This window comes from Caballeronia sp. SL1002 (assembly GCF_057814995.1).
On sequence record NZ_JBYMUW010000003.1, the window covers coordinates 516,854 to 536,695 of the forward strand.

Annotated in this window: 19 protein-coding genes and 2 pseudogenes; 8 read left to right on the plus strand and 13 right to left on the minus strand. The window is 61.3% G+C overall.

Annotated elements, in window-relative coordinates; all coding sequences use genetic code 11:
• Positions 1-2 precede the first annotated feature (2 nt).
• From AC3D25_RS19760 to AC3D25_RS19770, 3 genes are all read right to left on the minus strand, one after another.
• A complete protein-coding gene (locus AC3D25_RS19760; protein ID WP_488890142.1) occupies positions 3-1,256 on the minus strand; it encodes an HdeD family acid-resistance protein in 1,254 nt (417 codons plus the stop codon).
• Positions 1,253-2,017, minus strand: a complete 765-nt coding sequence (locus AC3D25_RS19765; RefSeq protein WP_488890143.1) for a hypothetical protein — start codon at positions 2,015-2,017, stop codon at positions 1,253-1,255. Before AC3D25_RS19765 ends, AC3D25_RS19760 begins: the two co-directional genes overlap by 4 nt.
• 266 nt (positions 2,018-2,283) lie before the next feature.
• The gene (locus AC3D25_RS19770; RefSeq protein WP_488890144.1) at positions 2,284-3,201 is read right to left on the minus strand and encodes a LysR family transcriptional regulator; all 918 of its coding nucleotides are present in this window, start codon (positions 3,199-3,201) and stop codon (positions 2,284-2,286) included.
• 115 nt (positions 3,202-3,316) lie between these two features.
• On the opposite strand from AC3D25_RS19770, the gene AC3D25_RS19775 reads away from it, so the two are divergent.
• Positions 3,317-4,126, plus strand: coding sequence for an alpha/beta fold hydrolase (locus tag AC3D25_RS19775; RefSeq protein ID WP_488890145.1), 810 nt, complete (start codon positions 3,317-3,319; stop codon positions 4,124-4,126).
• Positions 4,127-4,182: 56 nt separating this feature from the next.
• On the opposite strand, the gene AC3D25_RS19780 is transcribed toward AC3D25_RS19775, so the two are convergent.
• The 4 genes from AC3D25_RS19780 to AC3D25_RS19795 form a co-directional block, all read right to left on the minus strand.
• Positions 4,183-4,917: a Crp/Fnr family transcriptional regulator gene (locus tag AC3D25_RS19780; RefSeq protein WP_488890004.1), complete on the minus strand. Its 735-nt coding sequence runs from the start codon at positions 4,915-4,917 to the stop codon at positions 4,183-4,185.
• Positions 4,918-5,587: 670 nt separating this feature from the next.
• The gene (locus AC3D25_RS19785; protein ID WP_488890146.1) at positions 5,588-7,408 is read right to left on the minus strand and encodes a hypothetical protein; all 1,821 of its coding nucleotides are present in this window, start codon (positions 7,406-7,408) and stop codon (positions 5,588-5,590) included.
• A 420-nt stretch (positions 7,409-7,828) separates the two neighbouring features.
• On the minus strand, positions 7,829-8,155 hold the full coding sequence (locus AC3D25_RS19790) for a cupin domain-containing protein (protein ID WP_488890147.1): 327 nt from the start codon (positions 8,153-8,155) through the stop codon (positions 7,829-7,831).
• Between the two features lie 24 nt (positions 8,156-8,179).
• Positions 8,180-8,941, minus strand: a complete 762-nt coding sequence (locus AC3D25_RS19795; protein WP_488890148.1) for a bestrophin-like domain — start codon at positions 8,939-8,941, stop codon at positions 8,180-8,182.
• A gap of 225 nt (positions 8,942-9,166) precedes the next feature.
• On the opposite strand from AC3D25_RS19795, the gene AC3D25_RS19800 reads away from it, so the two are divergent.
• The 4 genes from AC3D25_RS19800 (at position 9,167) to AC3D25_RS19815 (ending at position 11,897) form a co-directional block, all read left to right on the plus strand.
• Positions 9,167-9,952, plus strand: a complete 786-nt coding sequence (locus AC3D25_RS19800) for a hypothetical protein (protein ID WP_488890149.1) — start codon at positions 9,167-9,169, stop codon at positions 9,950-9,952.
• 140 nt (positions 9,953-10,092) lie between these two features.
• Complete coding sequence (locus tag AC3D25_RS19805) at positions 10,093-10,482, plus strand: DUF2946 domain-containing protein (protein ID WP_488890150.1); 390 nt, start codon at positions 10,093-10,095, stop codon at positions 10,480-10,482.
• 114 nt (positions 10,483-10,596) lie between these two features.
• Positions 10,597-11,502, plus strand: a complete 906-nt coding sequence (locus tag AC3D25_RS19810; RefSeq protein WP_488890151.1) for a hypothetical protein — start codon at positions 10,597-10,599, stop codon at positions 11,500-11,502.
• A 98-nt stretch (positions 11,503-11,600) separates the two neighbouring features.
• On the plus strand, positions 11,601-11,897 hold the full coding sequence (locus AC3D25_RS19815) for a copper resistance CopC family protein (RefSeq protein WP_488890480.1): 297 nt from the start codon (positions 11,601-11,603) through the stop codon (positions 11,895-11,897).
• A gap of 162 nt (positions 11,898-12,059) precedes the next feature.
• On the opposite strand, the gene AC3D25_RS19820 is transcribed toward AC3D25_RS19815, so the two are convergent.
• Positions 12,060-12,494 carry a ribonuclease gene (locus tag AC3D25_RS19820; RefSeq protein ID WP_488890152.1) on the minus strand — a complete coding sequence of 145 codons (435 nt, stop codon included), beginning with the start codon at positions 12,492-12,494 and terminating at the stop codon, positions 12,060-12,062.
• Between the two features lie 174 nt (positions 12,495-12,668).
• Here AC3D25_RS19820 and AC3D25_RS19825 point away from each other — a divergent pair, with 174 nt between their 5' ends.
• Both AC3D25_RS19825 and AC3D25_RS19830 read left to right on the plus strand, forming a co-directional pair.
• Positions 12,669-12,965, plus strand: coding sequence for a YdhR family protein (locus AC3D25_RS19825; protein WP_488890153.1), 297 nt, complete (start codon positions 12,669-12,671; stop codon positions 12,963-12,965).
• Positions 12,966-13,262: 297 nt separating this feature from the next.
• Positions 13,263-13,481 (plus strand): RNA chaperone Hfq, encoded by a 219-nt coding sequence (locus tag AC3D25_RS19830; protein WP_488890154.1) that lies wholly within the window; start codon positions 13,263-13,265, stop codon positions 13,479-13,481.
• 66 nt (positions 13,482-13,547) lie between these two features.
• Here AC3D25_RS19830 and AC3D25_RS19835 read toward each other — a convergent pair.
• From AC3D25_RS19835 to AC3D25_RS19845, 3 genes and pseudogenes are all read right to left on the minus strand, one after another.
• Positions 13,548-13,918: pseudogene (locus tag AC3D25_RS19835) on the minus strand (ABC transporter permease subunit); the annotation flags it as partial.
• A 33-nt stretch (positions 13,919-13,951) separates the two neighbouring features.
• A pseudogene (locus AC3D25_RS19840) lies at positions 13,952-14,137 on the minus strand (LLM class flavin-dependent oxidoreductase); the annotation flags it as partial.
• A gap of 79 nt (positions 14,138-14,216) precedes the next feature.
• A complete protein-coding gene (locus AC3D25_RS19845; protein ID WP_488890155.1) occupies positions 14,217-15,338 on the minus strand; it encodes an FAD-dependent oxidoreductase in 1,122 nt (373 codons plus the stop codon).
• A 415-nt stretch (positions 15,339-15,753) separates the two neighbouring features.
• Here AC3D25_RS19845 and AC3D25_RS19850 point away from each other — a divergent pair, with 415 nt between their 5' ends.
• Positions 15,754-16,578, plus strand: a complete 825-nt coding sequence (locus tag AC3D25_RS19850; RefSeq protein WP_488890156.1) for an alpha/beta hydrolase — start codon at positions 15,754-15,756, stop codon at positions 16,576-16,578.
• 21 nt (positions 16,579-16,599) lie between these two features.
• Here AC3D25_RS19850 and AC3D25_RS19855 read toward each other — a convergent pair whose 3' ends face one another.
• Positions 16,600-18,120: an amino acid permease gene (locus AC3D25_RS19855; protein ID WP_488890157.1), complete on the minus strand. Its 1,521-nt coding sequence runs from the start codon at positions 18,118-18,120 to the stop codon at positions 16,600-16,602.
• A gap of 72 nt (positions 18,121-18,192) precedes the next feature.
• Positions 18,193-19,632, minus strand: coding sequence for a gamma-aminobutyraldehyde dehydrogenase (locus tag AC3D25_RS19860; protein ID WP_488890158.1), 1,440 nt, complete (start codon positions 19,630-19,632; stop codon positions 18,193-18,195).
• Positions 19,633-19,842: the final 210 nt, after the last annotated feature.

Consider the following 19,842-nt stretch of genomic DNA (forward strand, 5'->3'; position numbering starts at 1 on the left):
GCCTAACCGCCGCGAACGCGACGTGTATGTCTCATCGCCAGCGCCGCGAGCGCGAACCATCCGACAGCCGGCGGATGCGTCACGATCCGAAGCGCCCGCGCGTAGTCGAGAACCAGTCCCGGCGTCCACGCCATGGTGTGCGCGCGATGCCGGAGTTGCGCGGCGATCCACAACTCGGGTGTGGTGACGAGACGCAACGCATCCGACCACGCACCACTGCGGTATGCCGCCCCCTCCAGCGCAACGTCGATCGCTTCAGCAACGCTGCTCGAACAGTTGCGATTGGTCAGGTTATAGATTTCGGCCAATTTGAATGTGTGCGCGAACGCTTGCAAACGCTCGGCGCTGAAGCGCCGGAACGTGATCCGCATGGTCGATTCGCACCAGCTCGCGGCTTCCTCCGGATAACTCGGCAGATAGCGGCCCTTCACGTTGTTCGATGCATCGGCGCGCAGCAGGCGCGTGAATTCGTCGGGCGAACGGTCGATCTCCACTGCCGGGTAAAGACTCAGGTACAACCCGCCCGCTTCGAGCGCGGCGTGGCCGGTCGAAATGACACCGTTGACGTCGACCGCAGCGATATAGCGATCGACAACCGGCCGGCTTACCGCCTTGCCTTTCGATGAGCCGAGCGGAGTCCAGACGTGGACGATCATCGGTTCGGCGGCATCGTGCTCGATTGCGAATTCCGTCGCTCGCGCGCGCGCCGATTTACGCAGCCGCAAATACAACCAGATCATGCGGCAGCCGCTCAACGCCATCCACATGCCGATGCAGTACGGCACCGTGCCCCGATAGTGAGTCGGATAAGGCTGAAAGAAGATAATCGCGAGAACGATGCTGAAGACGCCTAGCGCCATGGTCGAGCGCCAGTGGCGATAGCGCACCATCCAGGAAGCGGCGATCAGCAAGGCGCCTTCGAGCGCAAATCCGGCGCCGAAAAGCATCGCCAGAACGAAGTCGGAATAGGTATGCCGTGCAATGACAAGCACGCCGATCAGCACCCCGATGATGCCTTTGACGAGGCGAAAGTGCGTTTGCAGCGAGAGGCCGCTCTTCGCGAGAAAAATGGCGGCGAGACCTTCGAAAGTCAGGAGCACGCCAAACGTCTGCAACGGAAACCACAGCGCGCCGTCGAGTGCGTCGATCACGACGAAGCTGCCTATCGCGAGCCAAACTGCACCGAGCACGAGCAATTTGAACAAATGCCGGCTGGCATAGCGTGGGCCTAGAAGGTGTAAAAGCAGTTGAATCATTTGAACGAAACCTCGGTTGGGCGGCGGAGGTGGCTATCGTCTTCATCCTCCGTGCGCAAGCGCAGACACATCTGCAGCGCCTCGATGGCATGCGCGTGGCGTCGCCGCGCGGCGCGCAACTGGTGGGGATCGCGGCCGTCTGCCTCGGGTTTCAGATCAGCGCGAGCGCTACGCTCTTCTTCGATCAGGGAGGTGATCAACGCATTGTCGCGTCGGCTTTCGTCCAGCAGGCACACGAACGCCTGAACGTTTTCGGCTGAAATGAAGCGCGCCTTCTCGCTGATCGCGATCACGCGATTCCAGATCGACACGAGAATCGCCGCGATCCATACCAGCACATTGGCAGGCACGAGCCATCCGGGCAGCGGAAGTGCGCGCTCGGCATCGAAGAGCCAGCTTTGTTGAATCGGCGCGGCTGAGGAAGGCAAGGCGCTTGCGCTCAGCACGGCATGTTCGAGCGCATGATGGCGCGCCACTTCAATGTCCACGCCTTTCGATGCAAGCAGGAGCGCGATGACGAAGAGCACGATGCCCGCCACGAAAATATTCTGCCGATGCTCGCCTTCGTAGATCGAGCCGATCGCTTCGCGCAGCGAATCCAGCATGAGTACGGAGGCGACAATCGGCAGTTCCGCGCTGCCGAGGAAATTGACGATGCCATGATCTCCGCCCACCTGCGCGTGCAGCATGACAAGTATCGCGGTAACGAACACCGTCAAGATGACGCCGCCCACCGCATCCGCAAACACTGCCTTCTTCATCTATCCCTGCACCGAGAAGTTATTCGATAGCCGCGACTCGCATGGGAATATTTACCTGATGCGGCCGCTCCTAACGTATCTAACGGTCGATGCGTCGCAAACTTGAGGTTAGTGATAGAAGGCGTCGACGTGGAAGGTCAGTGTGCCGTCGAGCAAATGCTTTGCGTCCCGCGTGCCGGGTGCCGGGTGCCGCGCCGTCGGCGGCGAACGCGATCGTGGAAACCGGTGTGAATTGGCACTCGCAACGACCCTTGAACACTACCTTCCTAACCCACGCGCTCCCGATCCCAACTCGGTTCATCGCCAAACATCCCGGCAAGATAATCGACAAACCGCCGCACCTTGAGCGGTATCCGCCGCGCGCTCGGATAGACGGCCTGAATCGTCAGGTCGACCGTGCGATATGCGGGCAGCAGCGCCACAAGCTCGCCGCGGCGGATGTGCTCGCCGAACACGAAGGTCGGACCATACGCAATGCCGGCGCCGGCGAGCGCGGAGGCGAGCAGCATCTGCGTATTGTTCGCCGTCATCCGGCAAGGCCCGTCGATCACGTGCGCGCGGCCTTTCGCGTCGCGTAAAGTCCAGTCTCCCGCCGACACGGCCTCGCTGAACGCAAGCCGTTGCGCGCGCCGCAAGTCGTCCGGCTTGCGCGGCGTTCCATGGCGCTCGAGATACCCGGGCGACGCACACACGACCATTCGGCACGGCGCAAGCCGCCGCGTCACGAGTCCCGGCGAATCCAGCCGTCCGATCCGGATCGCGACATCGACGCCCGCGTCGATGAGATCGACATAGCGGTCACCCAGCAGCACTTCCGCGCTGACGTGCGGATGGTCCTCAAGATAGCGCGCCACCACGCCGCCCAGGTGCATCGCGCCGAACGTGACCGGCGCGGCGACGCGCAACACGCCGCGCGCCGTGGCTTGCGAATCGCTCGCTTCCCGCGTGGCTTCGTCGAAGGCTTCGAGAATTCGCTTGCTTCGCTCGTAGTAAGTCTGGCCGGTATCGGTGAGACTCAAGCGCCGCGTCGTGCGTTGAAGCAGCCGTGCGTTCAGTTCGGCCTCAAGGGCGCTCACGTGCTTGCCGGCCATCGCCGCCGATAGCCCGAAGCGACGCGCCGCCGCGGCCAGGCTACCTTCCTCCACCGCGGCGACGAACACGCCGAGACTCGTAAGCCGGTCCATTTTGCCCTCCCATTCGATAACACCATTATCGACTGACCCCACCGATGCGGCAATTATCAAGTCGAAGGCTTGAATCTACTATTCGAACATCAACTAACGAACGAGGGATGTGGAAATGGAAATCAAGTCGAACGGTACGCGGATTCACGTCAAGCAACAGGGCGACGGCGAGTTGGCACTGGTGTTCCTGCACTACTACGGCGGCTCGTCGCGCACTTGGGACCGGGTCGCTCGCGAACTGTCCGGTCGTTATCGAATCGTTGCCACCGATCATCGCGGCTGGGGCGATTCCGAAGCGCCCGCCGACAGTTACCGCATTGCCGATCTTGCCGCCGATGCCGAAGGCGTCATCGACGCGCTAGGTCTGCGGCGCTATGTTCTGGTCGGTCATTCGATGGGTGGGAAGGTCGCTCAACTTATGGCATCGCACCGGCCGGGCGGACTCGAAGGTCTTGTGCTCGTCGCGCCGTCGCCTCCCTCGCCGATGCTTCTTTCCGACGAGGAACGCGCGACGCTGGCGGGCGCGTATCAATCGCGCGAATCGGTCGAATACGTGATCGATCATGTTCTGACCGCGAAGACGCTCGACGCGGCTTGTCGTGAACAAGTCATCGAGGACAGCTTGAAGGGTGCGCCAGAGGCCAAGGCCGCGTGGCCGAATGTGGCCATGCGCGAGGACATTACGGCGGCGGTCGCGTCGATCGACGTGCCGACCATCGTCATCGCCGGTGAGCTAGATCAGGTGGACCGCGTCGCGACCGTGCAAACGGAATTGCTGCCGCGCATCCCGCACGCGGCGATGCACATTCTGCCCGGAACGGGACACCTGTCCCCGCTCGAAGCGCCGGCCGAGGTGGCGCGGCTCGTCGCACAGTTCGTCGCGGCAATCGAGGACAAAGCCGGCATGCGCGACTCGTCCAGGTAGCTTCAAGTCACTTTCGAGGAGGACCGCTCAAGCCCTGCTCGTCCCACCGTTCACCCTTAAGCCACCGCTTCCACACGACGCGTGCTCGGCAGCATCCGGTCGAACTCGCGCTTGACGATTCCGTAGCACTCGCAAGCACGCGCTTCGAGCGCCGCGCGATCGAGCACCTTGATGCATCCACGGCTGTGATGGATCAGGCCGGCATCGTGCAACTTGCCGGCCGCTTCCGTCACGCCTTCGCGACGCACGCCGAGCATGTCCGCGATCATCTGCTGGGTCACCCGGAATTGTTCCGACGACGTACGATCTGCCTGGATCAGCAGCCAGCGGCACAGTTGCTTGCTCAGCGTGTGATGGCGATTGCACGCCGCCGTTTGCGCCACTTGCGTGAGCAGCGCTTGCATGTACAGCAGCATGATCCGGCGCAGGAAATCCGAGCGGCCAAAGTGTTCACGCAAGGCGCTCGCGCTCATCCGATACGCGAAGCCCTCGCGCTGAACCTGAACGCGCGTCGGCATCGTGTCGCCGCCGGTCAAGACGGGCACGCCCGTCATGCCTTCACGCCCGACCGCCGCGACTTCGGCGGTGCCGCCATCTTCCATCGTGTGAAGCAGCGACACGATGGCCGTCGTCGGGAAATAGACGTGATGAATGCGTTGGCCGGAGTCGCACAGCAGTTGCTCGGTGCGTAACTGGACGAGTTCGAGATGCGGTGCGAGCGCCTGCCATTCTTGCGCGGGAAGCGCGCCCAATAAATGATTGCCGTGCAGGTCGGACTGAAGGGTCAACATGATTTTTGCTTCTCTTGGTCTCGCGCGATGTGCGCTGTATTTTTATCTGGCGCGCTGCGGATTTCGTGTTCGCATCTGATGGCGTTCATCGAAAATCCGCAGCGACCAGCCCCGGAGCACATCTATCGCCGTTTGTATGAAACCCCTCACGGCTGTTTTGTGTGCTTTGTCAGACATAAGCGAGAGTCGTGCCAGGAACGACGAATCCGCTACCAGTAAGCAGGCTCACGATATGTCGCGCGCCGCACGCTGCGCTCGCGCGCGGATTTGATTCAGTTTTGAATAGACGAAATGGAGACGCTTGCTTGAAGGACGTCTCGCGAGAGTCAGGTCGAAAATCGGGCTATCGTTTGCGCGTTCCCGTGGATAAGGAACGACTCGCCGCGCGCCGCCAAGAACGTGCGTCCGGGGGCGTGCTTAAGAAGTGTTGCAAGTCTGAGGTTTATTCAGCGAAGCGTGCCGATTATCGGACGCGCCAGTAAGACGACCGCGCCTGCGAAAGCCCCGCCCACTCTGCGTTCGGCGCTTGCACACGATTCTCGGTATTCATACGCAGCGCCGAGATGAAAGGCGGACGAAAACCGTTGCGTTTTCGAAACGTCGAAAGGCGTTCGTGCCTCGGCTCTGTCGGGCGACCGTTTAAAAGAACGCGACGCGCCAACGACCGCGCTCACCCGCCTTTGATCGGTTCGACGCGGCGGTCGCGATGCGATATCAGCCAATCTCCGTTCTCGGCCAGCGCCTCGGCACCCAGATCGCCGACTATCGCCTTGAACTCCTCTTCCTTCCCGACGTCCAGTTGCGTCACGAGCGCCAGCGCCTTGCCGAAGAGTCGGCCCATCCGGCTGTACTGATGCGCGTGATCCTTGAATGCCCGTTTCTCCGAAAAGATGGTAAGCGCGCCGGCGAGAGCGGGCGCGAAACCGATCGCGGTGACCAACAATGAATGAAACGTGTCGTCGGGGGCGGCAGGCTTTGCGAAAAGCAGCAACGCGGCCATTCCCATCCCCACCAGATAAAAGAACCAAGCTAGCCACTCGAGAACGACCCATTTTCTCCTGTTGTACTCGGCTTTACCCAAGGTGCCGGCGGGCCGGCCCGCGCCGCTGAAATAATCGAACTGACTCTCGATCCAATATCGCGTGACCACCTCGCGTTGAACCGGTCCGAGGCCCATCGCCAGCGCGTGCAGTGCCGTTCCGCGCAATGCCGTACGGATCCAGCTCAGTTCGTCCTGATGCTTGCGCATATAGAAATCCTGTACGCCGCAACGGATTCCTGAAAGTCCCCAAAAGAACTGAACCCTAAGCGCTTCGGCGAGCGCCCGATAATCCTGGAAATGGTTTTGCCATTGTCCGGGACGAATAAGGGTGCGGTACGCAAGCGCGGCCAACCCGTTAATGAGGACGTAATAGACCAACAACATTCGCTTTTCGCGGTGATGGACGAATTGCTCAAAGGTCAAAACGCTCGCGAGCAGTACCAGGATGAGGGCATATAAAGCCAGAAAAATGAGAACCCGATTTTTTTGCGAAAAGGCGTCCGCCATTGCGTGAGCGTCTCGGATCGCCGTGGCCGGCAGTCGTTGGCCGCCGAGCGTGCGCATCGCATCGGGCGGCAGCAGGCGCTCGGCAGACCGCGCAATGCGTTGCCCGCGCGTCTGTGCAATCTCCGCCAGCAGGCCATTCGCCTTGTTCAGCCTGGCTAATTCGCCTGGCGTCGCATTCAACGTGTGCCGCGCCTCTTCTTCCATCGGATGAAGTTCGGACGTTCTGCTGCCTTCGCGCAATTCAGCCTCTGTTCTGTCCGCATCGATCGCGACCTCGCTGCTTCTGCCGGTGCGCAGCCAGAGCGATCCGGCGACGCCGACACACCCTTGCGCGCTTTCCCGCGGCGTGGCGATCCGAAACGTCAGCCCACTCTCGACGGGATACAGCGTGGTGCGAACATGAGGAAAAATCTGGCTACGTTGATACACCGGCGATTCGTACTCACCGACAGCCCGCAAATAGACGATATGCGCGGTCCCGCCTCGCCGGTCGGATCGCTCGTCGCCCTTGGCTTCCGGCTGCCACTCGCCGTTGCCGTTCCAGAGCGCCACCATGACATGGCTGAAGTGCGTGATAACGAGTCCCACCTGCTCGTATTGCAGCTCATTGCGATTCGGCTCTTCGCCATCGTCGATCCACGGCAATTCCATCCGCAGCGCCGCCTCGCTCCAAAGCGTATGCAAACGCTTGCGACCCGCGTCGGTCTGGAGGGTCCGCTCGTAGTCGTCGAGCGGCATCGGAAGCACCGCGACCAGTGGTAAGTGCAACGCCTGCGCGGCTTCGGCCACCAGTTGATCGGCGCCTTCGGCAAGCGCCGTCATGACCCAGATGTCCGAATTTCCAAAGCACTTGACTAGCGACTCGAGCAGATTGCGCACCGACGCGGCCACGGCCTCGTGCGCGTCCGGCTGCAGATCGACGTGACCGGTTACACCGACCACGAGCGGAAGCGGACCATGTGTCGTATTTTCCATCGCGTCAGTCGCTCCACGTTTTTATGATTCGGGCGGAAACGTCGCAAGCCTCGCGGGTTGCGAGGCTGCATGAGGTCGATCGATACTGCGGTGGTGCGCTCGCTAGTTCAGGTGCGCCGAGACGATGAGCAGCCATATCGCGTCGAAGCAGCGCGGACGGCGACAGCGTGATCCTCGTGACGCCGGCTAGCGCAGAAAGCTAATCCCCGGGAGATCGCGCGCATCGCCGGTTACATCACACGAAATGCTTTGACGGTTTCAGCCGGGCGCAGCGATCGATGCGCCATCGCGACAAAACGTGCGATGCGTCACTTGCGACGCGCTATAAATTTACCCTGCCATCGTAGAGCCTTAACGGTTCGAACAAATTAAAGCCTCGCGATTCGTTCAGTAATAGATCGCGAGCCAGACGCTAGGCGTTTCAGCATGCGACCACGCAACGCGATGCCGGCAATGCGCGTCGATCAGCACGTAATCGCCGGGACGCATCTCGTGCAGCGCCGGCTCTTTTTCGAACTCGAGCGCCGCCGCGCCCGACAGCAGCACAACCCATTCGGCGCGCGAGTCGTCGTACCAGAATCCTTCGGGACTCGCCTGCCCCATGGAAACGATCCGCTCCACGTTCAGGCGTTGCCCGGTGAGAAGCACGTCGATCCGCTCCTCGCCGCCGCTCGTTTTTTCGAAGCTGAACAGGTTGCCCGTTTGCAGTTGCATGATCCGACCTCTCGCCGGTGACGCCTACGAGCCGAGGCGCGCGAGCGCTTCGCGCATCGGTGCAGTAGATACGGTAATCATGCCGTCGAGCGGCGTGTCCATTTCAAGAATCACGAAGATCGCCCCGGACGCCGAGAACGCGCACAGCAAAAAAAAGAAGATGACCGTGCCATTACGCGGAGAAAACAGGCCGAACGTCCCGAAGATAATCGCAAGCCACGACACCAGCACGACCAGCAGCGTCATCGGGATCGAACCTCGCTTTTGCAAAAGCGCGAGCCATCGCGCCGCAAAAACTTCGTCGGAAATTTCCATGCTGCGCGTTTGCAGCTGCCGCTTGGCGGCCGTGTCGGGCGCGAGTTGCGCGAGGCTGCGCTGGAAATGCTCGATCTGACCGACCACGTCCGGCCCGTTAAGCCGGTCGAGTTCACGCGAATCGCCGGAACCGATCATATCGATCCACGTCGCGTAATTGCTTCTGAGTTGCGCGCGCAATGCGCCCGTCTCCGATCCATATTCCGCAAGCGCGCGGTCGAGCCGGACGATGTTCACCGCGTTGCGCACGAGGTCGCCGCTCACGGTATCGAACGAATTCTTCGCGGATGAAATCAGGAGCCCCAGCACGAGCGCCGAAATTGTCGCTATGAGACCCGTGGCGAGCTTGATCGAACTGGAAGATTCTTCGTTGAGATGGTGTTGGGGTAGCCGTTCGCGCAAGTAGAAGCCGAGCATCGCGCAAGAAAACACGCAAACGAACACGGCGAGCGAAATGACGAGATGCTTCACGCTTCTACCTCCATGCCGAACGACAAAGCGACGCCGGACGAGATAGCGCACGCTATCGGGCAGCGTCGACAGGCCGGGCTTTTCGCAGAATAGCGCTTTCGTCCGCATTAAACGAGGTGTACGCATACGCGGTTCGATTACGCGCTAAAGTCACGCTTGGTCGCGGCCTGATGCGCGGATGAACCTCGGACTCCGGATGCCGGCCCCTATACGAAAGGACCTGCCATGAAGAAGCGTTTCGTCGCCGCCGTCGCCCTGGCCGCTCTGCCCGCCTTGCTGACAGCGTGTACGGCCAGCGCGCCGATCACCGGACCGCTGCAGGCGGGAAGCGCGTCGAGCGGATTGTCGCTGACCTCGGCGGGCGTCTATAAAGGCGCGCTCGCGTCGCACCGCGCAGCCACCTTGCTGATGCTCTACGACGGCACCGCGTATCTTTTCTATGGGCCGGATGCGCCGGGGAACGCGGCGCTTGGCGGCGTCGTGGTGGTGTTTGCCGGGCAGCAATCCTCCGACGGCCAATTCAAAAGCATCCAGGCGACGAACTTTACGTTCCGCCCGCCGGGTGGCGCGCGGGTATCCATGTCGGTCGACTTTTCGCACGCGCCCAACGTGGCGGGTGCGGTTGTCGCGAGCGGCGAGGCGGCGGCATCGCCGCTGAATTTCGCGGCCGTCGCCGACCAGATGCTCGGACAAACGCCATCGCTCGCGGCGGCGGCGGGCTTGTATAGCGGACAGGCTGGATCGACGAAAGGCAGAACGAGCGCGCAGGTAACGGTCACGGCGGATGGTTTGCTCGCGGGAACCATGCCCGGCGGATGCGCGTTCCAGGGCAAGATCGCGCCGCACGCGGGACTCGACGCGTACGACGTCTCGCTCACGTTCGGCGGAGCGCCTTGCGCCGAGCCGGGCGTCAGCGTCGCGGGCAACGCCGTGCTCGACGCGGGACGGCTGCTTGCGGCATTGCCGGCCACAGACCGCTCCGATGTGTTCTACTTCGTGGGCGGAAAATGACGCGGGCCGTACAGTATTCGCGCTACAAAAATCGATAGGACCGCGTTTGATTCCGGCTCGAATAGCCCGTGTTTCTGCGGGCGTTTAACCAAAAGCGCGTGGCATAATCCGCCAACATTTCCTGCCGAGTTCGCCGACGAATGCGGAGCCGTTTATATCGGAAGATTGCCAGCCTCCTGGGATTGCTTGCAATCCTGATGGTGACGCTCGCGCCGACGGTTTCGCAAACGCTCGCGGCTGCCCGCCACGGCGATTCGTCGATGGCATCGGATTGCGACATGGCTTCCATGCCGTCCATGCAGCACGACGCGGACGACGACAAATCGCGGACGGACACGACTTTGTCGGACGGTCAGGCGTGCGGCTATTGCAGTTTGCTCGCACACGTTCCCGTCGTGCCGGGCGTTCCGGCGACTTTCGCGGTTACGTCTCTTCTCATCCAGCATCCGGTCGCGACGCGCTTCGAAAGCGCTCGTCTTGTCGAACCGCTCGCCTCGTTCCAGCCTCGCGCTCCACCCACCTTGTCCTGATTTCGCGATTCACTTTTGTCATGCGGCCGGCGTTTGCGCTGCCGCGTGCCTGTCTGCGCGCGGCGCTCGTCGCCCGCGTCAAGACTTCGACGTGACCGAGAAAAAGGACTGACCATGTTCACTCAATCAACGCGCTGCGGGCGGCCGCTGCGCGCGACGCCGCCTATGCAGGCGTCTGCAAGCCTGCTGGCGCTCGCGGCATTGCTCACGCCATCCCTTACGCAGGCCCACGCTATCGCGGGCGATCGCGTATTCCCCTCGACAATGGCCGTGGACGACCCCGGTGTCGGCGATGAAGCCAACTTCCAGTTCGGGCACGTTCGTGTTCCGGGCGACGGCGGCGATCAAAACATCAATACCTTCGATGTCGAATACGACAAGCTGATCACCTCACGGCTCGCGGTATCGGTCGGCGGCACTTACACGATGCAGAACAACCCGACATCACGCGGCTTCGATAACTTCGGCGTGGGTCTCAAGTACCTGTTGTACGTGAATGAAGCCCACGAATTCATGACGTCGATCGGTGTGGACGCGGAGATCGGCAGCACCGGCAGCCGGGCCATCGCCGACAATTTTTCGACCATCTCGCCGACCCTGTTCGCGGGCAAGGGCATGGGCGATCTGCCGGACTCGCTCGCCTACTTGCGGCCCATCGCGATCACCGGCGAGCTAGGCCCGTCGCTCACGACCGGCGCGGGCCAGCCCAATGCATTCAATTACGGCTTCACCGTCCAGTACAGCCTTCCCTATCTGCAGCAACATGTGCACGACCTGGGGTTGCCGCAGCCGCTGTCCAACATCATTCCCCTCGTCGAAATTCCGTTGTCCCGCAGCCAGGGCGTGACGACGGGCACGGTCAATCCCGGCTTTATCTGGATAAACCGCTACGGACAGTTCGGCGTCGAGGCGCAGATACCGGTTAACCGGGCGAGCGGATCGCATGTGGGGATTCTCGTGCAGGCGCATATCTTTCTCGACGATATCGCGCCGAACAGCATCGGCAAGCCACTGTTCTAACGAGCGAGGAACGGACCATGAAAATCTCTAACCTGTCCTGGCGACCCACGATAAGCGCGGCCACGTTGTGCCTTGGGTTGGCGTTTGGCGACGCCGCGATGGCGCATGTCTTTCCGAAAAAGCAGGAGCCGTCCGCGGGGGCCACCGTTGCGGACCCCGCCGAGGTCAAGATTCTGTTCGACGGACCGCTTGAGCCTTCGTTCTCATCGCTCACAGTCACCGATGCGGCGGGAAAGACCGTGACCACGGAGAAATCCGCGATCGACGCGCATCACCCGGACGTTGCCATCGTCGCGCTGCCCCCGCTGAACGCGGGTCGCTATACCGTGCATTGGGTGGCCGTCGCCGCCGATGGACATCGCACCCATGGTGACTATCCATTCAACGTCAAGTAGCGTGCGCGGTGCGGAGCAGATGTTCAAACGTCTGCTCTTTGAACGATGCGATCGACGGCCGGCGCTAACACCAGCCGCCTGCATCGTCGCGACATACGTTCTTTGAAAAGATTAGCGCTCCGCCGTCTTTGCTAGGCGGCCGGAGCGCTTCTTAACTTTCGCTCATTCCGCGATGCGTTTGAAACTGACGTAGTAATCGTCGGTGTAATAGCACTCGCTAGTCGTTTTGCGCGCCCCGCCACACACGATGCGGCGTTGCCCGCGATCCGTCGATCCGGGCGTGCGAACCGTGTACGCGTGGTAGTAGCCGCGCGGATGCTGCGGTAGCAACGTCGAGCTATTGCGGAACATGACGCCGTCTTCGCTAAAGGGAAACGGGCCGCCCGCTTTGATCAGACGCAGTGTTTCCGCGGCTTCTCCGGGCAACTGCGCTTTAGTGACGGCGGCTAGCGTGCCCCGCTCTTGCACGGCCGATGCGGCCGGTGCGCCACTCGCGGCTTGGCCCGGTGGAGCCGATGCCTGACTCGCGGATGCCGCCGCGTCTTGAGCCGTGTTTTGAGATCCACCCTTGCCGCATCCGCCGAGGATCGCGTTCAAGGCCAGAATGCAGGAGAAAACCCAAGCTCGCTTGACCAAACGATTGTCTCCGGTTGAACCCGCATTGGACGTTCACGAATGATTTAAGAGTATCGCTAATGGCACAGCGAATCAACGTTCGGTCTGCGATGACCGCGAACCGCGCGGCGCCGCCCGCCTTGCAAGGAGTATGAAATGATCGGTGTATTCGTTACGTTTCGCTACCAAGACGACTTCGACGAGCAGGCCGTGCGGAAGATTGCAGATACGGTGCGTGCAAAATTCGAAGGGATGCCAGGACTTCGCTCGAAGGTCTTCACGCTGAATTCCCAAAAGCGTGAGGCAACGAACTTCTATGTCTGGGAGTCGGAAGATGCGGCCAGAGCGTTCTTCACCGACGAGCTTGTTGATCGAGTCACTGGTCTTTACGGCACACGCCCGAGTGTCGAGTTCGCGCAGATTGCCGGGCTGGTGGACAACGTTCGAGCATGACGCCGTACGGCGTCGTGGATTACCTGAACCGGAAATCGCGAGCTAAGCCGCGTTCTGTTGCCGCATCGAAACGCAATGGCCAAGGAATCCAGCAAACCTAGAGACTCGAAGAGGTTATAGCGAAGAACGTCTGAGTATTTTCTTCATACGGCAACATTGCTTAGCAGATTCAATTAGTTGGTCGACCTCCGCGCTTTGCGTATATTCGACCCGTCGGCAATCATTTGCCCGCTCCCAACATAATAGTTCGTGACCTTCCAAGCCGGGCATAGCCGGCTTTCTTTGGAGTTCAGCAAAATGGGTTCGGTGACGGCACGTCTTCAGGACGTCAATTTCCACGCGCTTCAGCGTAATAGATCGACCATCAAGGTGACCATGCACGACGGCGAAACCGTTCACGGCCAGATTGTCTCTTTCGACGACTGGCATATGCTGATGCGAATGGACACCACGCCTTGCGTCGTGTTTTTGCGGGCAGTCACGTCCATTGAGAAAGTGCGAGAGCCGCATCATTGAAAGCTCCGACCGTGGGCGTCGATGTTCTCGCGGACACGGTCGAAGCTCGTCGCACTAACGCCCCTTCTACGGAACGAGGCGCCGTTCGAGCGCTCGCATCTCAAGGTCGAGTTCCCAGGCAAACATGCCGATCGGCACGATGCCCATCACCACCATATCCGTGCCGAAGAAACTTGGTGCGTTAAGCACCATCTGTCCGAGACCCGCAGTCGCCGCCACCATTTCCCCGGCCGCGAGCGTCGTCCATCCGAAGCCGATAGCGATCCGCAGACCCGTCAATATTTCGGGCAGCGTCGCGGGCAACACCACGCGACAGACCACTTCCAGAAAATCGCCGCCGAGCGAATAGGCCGCGTGAATCTGCTCGACGGTGGCGCTGCGTGCGTCGGCTCTCGCGGCCATCGCCACGGCGCAAAGCACGCGAGATGGATCGCGACCGCGCGCCGACTCCGATTCGCCACAGACATAAATACCAGATTGATCGCGAAACGTCCGCCGCTGATGTGCTCGATCTGTTGAGCCATCTTCGCGAGTACGACTGGGTGACAGAGATAACGCTTGATCGCCGCGATGATTTCGCTGCGCGACGTAAGCGCCGCTAATGCAGCCGATGCCGTCCATGCTTCGAGTTGGCCGAGCGTGGGATCGTGCCAGTTTCTATCGCTATGAAATCGCTAAAAACGCATAACGTCATCGCTTTTATGCGTGAACGGATCGAACGCCGCCGGGCGCCGCTCATTTCAAAAGATCGCTCAGGTCGATACCATTCTTCGCGCGGGTCATCTGCTCATCCGGGACCGGCGTGCCGCGATTGAGATCGACGAGATCTTGATTGAGAAGCACGTACGGGCGCATACGCGTTTCGTAGGCCGCAAAGGCGTCGCCCGTGTCGTCGCGATTCCGCACGATTTCCTGCGCCAGCACGAACGCGCCGACCAGCCCGAGACTCGTTCCCTGCCCCGAAAACGGCGAAGCGCAATGCGCGGCGTCGCCCGCCAGAACGACGCGGCCCTTCGACCACGACGGCATGCGAACCTGTGCGAGCTCGTTGTAATAGAACGGGTCCGTGGACATCACCGATTCGAGAAAGCGCGGGAATGCGCCGCCGAGATGCGCGCAGCGCTGCGCGACGAGACGCCTCTGCGCATCCACATCGTTACGCGCAGGCGGTGGCGCTGGCAATTCGAAGCCGACGCCGATGCGCAATTCGCGCTGGTCGAGACTCGGATAGATGATGTAGCCCAGGCCGTCCGAACGATGACCGAGTTGCCAATCGACTAGCTGAATGAGATTGGGCGTCGAGAATAACGCCAGGACTACGTTCAACGGCCGCACATGCTCGTGCTCATTTTCGAAGCACAACCTGCGTACATTCGAATAAAGCCCGTCCGCGCCGATCAAGAGATCGAACCGGCTCTCCCGTCCACTTTCAAGCCGCACGTCTACACCATCGCCGCGCTCCTCGATGCCGAGGACACTGTCGCCATAGACAAACTCGACGCGTTCGCTCAAGGCACCCATCAAAAGCTCGCACAGGTCGTCGCGAAAGATTTCGATGTCGTCGCTGTCGAGACGGCCAGCGCTAAAAGTGCGCTCCTCTGTCCGATCGATTTCGTGGCCTTGTGCATCGAGCGTCGACATGCCTCTCAAGCGGGTGCGCAATGCGCGTGCTTCATCGAGCAAGCCCATTGCCCGGACCACGTTCAGCGCGACGCCACGGATATCGACAGCCTGGCCGCCACGCCGGAACGCAGGCGAACGTTCGACCAGCGTGACGGCGTAGCCGGCCCGATCGAGCCAGAGCGCCAGCGCGAGGCCCGTCACACCGGCACCGGAAATCAACGCAGTTGCTTTCATGTAAGTGACCTCGCTAGATCCTGCATCCGCGACTTTTGACGAGAAGCTTTCCAGCGCGAATATTTTAGTCGAGCAATGCGTCTCGTCGTGCGAATACGTTTAATAGCGCGAGCCGAAAAATCTAAACGATGCCTTGCGCACCTACGGCCGTTTTCCGGCGTCGTTTAATGCTCAATACGCGGGTTGATTGTGCCTTTAGCGCGTGAACCTACGGCTTGCCTTCATCGCGAGTACAAATGCCTTGCGGGCCGTTCACGATGCGAGTGAACGAGTGCGTGGCCGCCTTTGTCTACCTATTTTTGTCATGCAAGCATGAGGTCCGCCGTTCAAGCCGCGAATATCTACTGTAGACGTTCGGCCGCAACGCGTGCGCCTATTTCGCTAACAACCGTAGACCAACAGGAAAACGCGCCACATGGCGAGACGAAAGTTTATTGCCCTTTCACTGGCCGCATGCGCGTCCGTCTTGATCGGCTATCACGCACGCGCGCACTTCGAACCGGGTGGCATTGCCTATGGTAACGGACCCCGGCAGCAGCTCGACGTCTATAAGCCCGAGCCCGGCTCACGCGAGAATTACCCGGTCGTGGTGTACTTCTATGGCGGCGGCTGGCAAGGCGGGCGTCGCTCGGATTTCAAAGACATCGGCCGAGCGCTCGCGGCACAGGGCATCGTCACGGTTATCCCGGATTACCGGGTCTATCCCGACGCGGTGTTCCCCGGCTTCCTCGACGACCCTATGGCCGCCCTGCGCTGGACACGCGATCACGCGCGCGAATTCGGCGGCGATCCGGGACGCATTTTCGTTATGGGACACTCATCCGGCGCACACATGGCCGCGATGATCGCGACCGATCCTCGCTATCTCGCGGCGCAAGGCATGACCAAACGTTCGCTCGCTGGCATGATCGGTTTAGCGGGCCCGTATGCCGCATTCCAGAAAACCGATCCTCACATGGACGAAATTTTTCCGGCGGCATTGCGTCCGCGCGCGCTGCCCACCGCGTTTGTGTCCGGAGACGAGCCGCCGATGCTGCTCGGCGCAGGCACGGCGGATACCGACGTCGATCCGGCTAACAGCGACCGCTTCGCTGAAGCGCTGCGGGCGCATCACGACGTGGTCGAGTTGAAGAAATATCCAGGTTTCGGCCACGATACGATGATTCAGTCGATATCGGCAACACCGCAAACGGCGTCGCCGGTCTTAACCGATGTCGTGGCCTTCATCAACGCGCATTGAAGAACGCAGCCCGCCGCACCGTTACGCCTTCAGTTCCGCCTCCACCGCCGCCTTCATCTCGCTCTTGACTTCCGGCGGTCCGGCGAAGCGGTTGCGCACGCCCAGCCCGTACCAGAACACAGCCATCACCGCGATCAAAAGCAGGCTGATATAAAGCACTTTCTGGTTCGGCGGCTGGATGCCGACATAGACCAGCACCGCGCCGCCGATCACCGCGAGCAGCGCCACAGGTTTCGACCACACGCCGAGATTGAACGGGCCCTTGCGCACCCACGTCTTGCCTTCCGCGTTGAGACCGGCGGCGATGGGCATCACGTAGGACACGTAGAGAAACACGGCGCAGCCGGTCGACAGGACGGCGAACGCGTCGCCGTAAAGCGTCGCGGCGATAGCGAGAATCGCCGATACCCAGATAGCCGCGCCCGGCGTCCGATGCGTCTCGTTGACCTTCTTGAGCCAGTTCGAAGCGGGCAATCCGCCATCGCGAGCGAAGGCGTACATCATCCGCGAGCAGGACGTGAGGCACGCCAGACCGCACAAATAGTTCGACAGGAAAATGCCGACGCCGAGCGGCACGCGCAGCCACGTCGGCAACGTGCCGAGCAAGGCGTTGAAGAAGCCGCCGCCGAGCTTCACGCTCTCCTTGATGTCCGGCATCACGAGCAGGAACGCGCACACCATGATGTAGCCGAACAGCGCTGACCAAAACACCGCGCGCAGCATGCCTTTCGGAACATTGCGCGCGGCGTCGTGGGTTTCTTCCGAGGTATGCGCGGACGCATCGAAGCCGGTGATCGTGTAGATGGTCAGCAGAAGGCCCGAGAGGAACGCCGCGAGCATGCCTTGCTTGGGCCACGCGCCGCCGTCGAAACCGGTGAAGTTGGTGAAATCGACGAGCCGCCCGAAGTCGAACGGCGTCTTCGAGAAGCCGAGCAGCGCGAGCGTCAGGATCACGGCGATCGCGAAGATCAGGTAGCCGGAGAGGTCGGTAAGCGTGGTCGTGAGTTTGATGCCGCGATGATTCAGCCACGCCTGGCTCAAGGTCACGGCCGTGATGAAGCCGGTCTGCGACCAGAAGCCGAGCGAATCCGGGTCGATGCCGAAAAGCGGCGCGATCAGCGTCTTGAAGAACGGATCGTAGACGCCGAAATTCACCGACGCCACCACGAAGATCAATCCGAGCAAGTTGAACCACGCGGTGGCCCATCCCCATCCCTTGTTGCCGAGAATCGAACTCCAGTGATAAAGACCTCCGGCAGTCGGATACGACGAGGCGATCTGCGCCATCGATGCGGCCACGACCATCGCGAAGAGCGCGCCCACTGGCCAGCCGATACCGATCGACCCGCCGCCCAACGCGGAGAGCGCCTGCGGAAACGCGGTGATGCCGCCCGCGAGAATGCAGATGATCGAGAACGAGATGGCGAAGTTCGAGAAGCCGCTCATCCGGCGCGCGAGTTCCTGGGTGTATCCCATGCTTTGCAACTGGCGGGCGTCGTGGTCGAGCGCTCCGGGAGCGCCGTCCTTATGCACAGGTTCCATGATTTTCCTTTGGCTCGAATTGACTGCGGAGGTTGAAGGGCTTGCTTGAATTCGTGAGCGCCCTAAAGCGCCTTATTCGAACTTCGCCATGATGTGACGCGCGCAGGTGTAGTCCTCGAGCGCGTAGACCGACATGTCCTTGCCGTAGCCCGAGCGCTTTACGCCGCCGTGCGGCATCTCGCTGACGAGCATGAAATGCGTGTTGATCCACGTGCAGCCATATTGCAGTTCGGCGGCGACCTTGAAGGCGCGATTCACATCGCGCGTCCACACGGAACTCGCAAGGCCGAAGTCGGAGTCGTTGGCCCAGGAAATCGCCTGCTCCGTATCGTCGAAGCGTGTCACCGACACCACCGGTCCGAACACTTCGCGCCGCACGATCTCGTCGGTTTGCCGCGCGCCCGCAATCACGGTCGGCTCGTAAAAAAATCCGCGCGATGCGCCTGCCTTGCCGCCTGTTGTGACTTCAATATGGTTCTGGCTTGCCGCGCGCTCGACAAAGCTCGCTACGCGGCTGCGTTGCCGCTCGGATATCAGCGGCCCCATTTCGACGCCTTCCATGTGCTGCTCGCCGAAACGGATCGTGCTGACCGCGCTGGATAGATCCGCGACCAGCTTTTCGTAGATCTTCGGTCCCGCATAGATGCGGCACGCCGCCGTGCAATCCTGCCCCGCGTTGTAGTAACCGAAGGTACGCAGGCCTGCCACGACCTGTTCCAGGTCGGCGTCGTCGAAGACGATCACGGGCGCCTTGCCGCCCAGTTCCAGATGCGTCCGCTTGACCGTGCGCGACGCAGCTTCGAGAATTTTCTGGCCCGTCGAAACATCGCCGGTAATCGAAATCATGCGCACGTCAGGCTGCGCAATCAGCGGCGCACCGACCGTCTCGCCGCGTCCGATCACCACGTTGACCACGCCCGCCGGAAAAATCGCGGCCATCAACTCGGCAAGCTTGAGCGTGGTGAGCGGCGTCTGCTCGGAGGGCTTGAGGACCACGGTGTTCCCCGCCGCGATGGCCGGGGCGATCTTCCACGCGGCCATCATCAGCGGGTAATTCCAGGGCGCGATGGACGCCACCACGCCGAGCGGATCGCGCCGCACCATGCTGGTATAACCCGGCAAATATTCGCCTGCAAGCTGGCCGTGTTGCGTGCGGCATGCGCCGGCAAAGAAGCGGAAAACATCGGCGACGGCGGGTATTTCGTCGTTCAGCGCGCCGAGATACGGTTTGCCGCAGTTCAGCGATTCGAGCCGCGCGAACTCGGTGGCGCGCGCTTCGATGGCATCGGCGAGCTTGAGCAGCATGGCCGCACGGTCCTTCGGCGTGGTCTTGGCCCAACCCGGAAACGCCCGGCTCGCGGCAGCGACGGCGGCTTGCACCTGTTCGACCGATGCCTCCGCGATACGTGCGATGACGTCGCCGGTTGCCGGGTTCAGCACGTCTTCGACATCGCCTTCGCCCGCGATGAAATGGCCGCCGATCAGCAGGCTCGTCTGTACGGTCTGTTCCATATGCCTCTCGTGCGTTGTTGAAAGAAGGCCGGCGGCCCGCAGTTCGCGTTTGCACGACCCCAAGGATTGGACCCATTTTAGGATCGCGTTTTTTTTGACCGCCAGACCTAAACGCAGATACGAGCTATCGAAAAAACCGAACGGAGGGATGCGGCGAGCGCGGTACAGTCGCTTTGCCGGTCGCGCACAGCAGGGTTTTCGATACTCGAG